This is a genomic window from Bartonella sp. P0282, assembly GCF_048452985.1.
GTDB classification, from domain to species: domain Bacteria; phylum Pseudomonadota; class Alphaproteobacteria; order Rhizobiales; family Rhizobiaceae; genus Bartonella; species Bartonella choladocola.
On the sequence record NZ_WTFO01000009.1, the window covers coordinates 1 to 1,876 of the forward strand.

The window sequence follows — 1,876 nt, forward strand, 5'->3', positions numbered from 1 at the left end:
TCAACACTCACCTTTACAGCGAAGGATGCTTATGGCAATCTTGTTGCAGGATTAGGCAATGACCTTGCCTTTGACATTGTTGACGAAGGCGGTAACAAGCCGGATACGAACAAGGTTGTTCTGTCGAACATTCAAGAGTCACCGGATGGCACCTATAAAGCCACATTGAAAGGCACGCTTGCCGGAACTTATAAAATTACACCGAAGGTTTCTTCTGTTGCTGTTGGAACTCTTGAAGCTGAAGTGACTTTGACCGCCGGTGAGATCGATACGGGAAAAGGCAATTCCAGCTTTCAATTTGACGAACAGACTATTGTAGCTGGTCAGACTGCAACGCTTACTCTTGTGGCCAAAGATAAGTTTGGCAATCCGATAGACTATGACCCTTCACAATTGAGTTTTGTTTCATCGTCTGACGGGAGCGACATTGATATTGGTACAATAACGAAGACCGGCGCAGGTACGTATAAAGCAGTCGTTACGGGCAAAAAGATTGGTCAATATAGATTTGTACCGAAAAAGGATAACAACACGCTTGCAGAGCTGTCAGCGACAATCAGTGTGACAGCTGGAACACCGGTTGAAAAGGACAAGGGTAGTGAAATCGGCTCGACCTTTGAAGCCGATCAGTACACGATTGTCGCGGACGGTGCAGCCTCATCGACCTTGAAGTTCAAGGCGCAGGATTTTTATGGCAATGTTGTTGCAGGATTAGGCAACAAACTTACCTTTGACATTGTTGACGGGGGCGGTAACAAGCCGGATGAGAGCAAAGTTATTCTGTCGAACATTCAAGAGTCACCGGATGGCACTTATAAAGCCACATTAAAAGGTACGCTTGTCGGAACTTATAAAATTACACCGAAGGTTTCTTCTGTTGCTGTTGGAACTCTTGAAGCACAAGTGACTTTGACCGCCGGTGATGTCGATGGAGGAGAAGGCAATTCCAGCTTTAGCGCAGATAAGACGCCCATTCCAGCAGATGGAACTGCACAATCAACACTCACCTTTAAAGCGAAGGACACCAATCAAAATCCCATCACAGGATTAAGCAACAAACTTACCTTTGACATTGTTGACGGGGGCGGTAACGAGCCGGATACGAACAAGGTTATTCTGTCGGAAATTCAAGAGACACCGGCTCAAAGCGGCATTTATGTAGCCACATTGAAAGGCACGCTTGCCGGAACTTATAAAATTACACCGAAGGTTTCTTCTGTTGCTGTTGGAACTCTTGAAGCTGAAGTGACTTTGACCGCCGGTGAAATCGATACGGGAGAAGGCAATTCCAGCTTTCAATTCGACGAACAGACTATTGTAGCTGGTCAGACTGCAACGCTCACTCTTGTGGCCAAAGATAAGTTTGGCAATCCGATAGACTATGACCCCTCACAATTGAGTTTTGTTTCATCGTCTGACGGGAGCGACATTGATATTGGTACAATAACGAAGACCGGCGCAGGTACGTATAAAGCGGTCGTTACGGGCAAAAAGATTGGTCAATATAGATTTGTACCGAAAAAGGATAACAACACGCTTGCAGAGCTGTCAGCGACAATCAGTGTGACAGCTGGAACACCGGTTGAAAATGACAAGGGTAGTGAAATCGGCTCGACCTTTGAAGCCGATCAGTACACGATTGTCGCGGACGGTGCAGCCTCATCGACCTTGAAGTTCAAGGCGCAGGATTTTTATGGCAATGTTGTTGCAGGATTAGGCAACAAACTTGCTTTTGACATTGTTGACGGGGGCGGTAACAAGCCGGATGAGAGCAAAGTTATTCTGTCGAACATTCAAGAGTCACCGGATGGCACTTATAAAGCCACATTGAAAGGCACGCTTGTCGGAACTTATAAAATTACACCGAAGGTTTCTT

1 protein-coding gene is annotated in these 1,876 nt (G+C 46.1%); it reads left to right on the forward strand.

Annotated features, from left to right (window positions below; genetic code table 11):
* Positions 1–1,876: invasin domain 3-containing protein (locus GQS64_RS11935; RefSeq protein ID WP_198231759.1), on the forward strand; the 1,876-nt coding region annotated here is incomplete at both ends.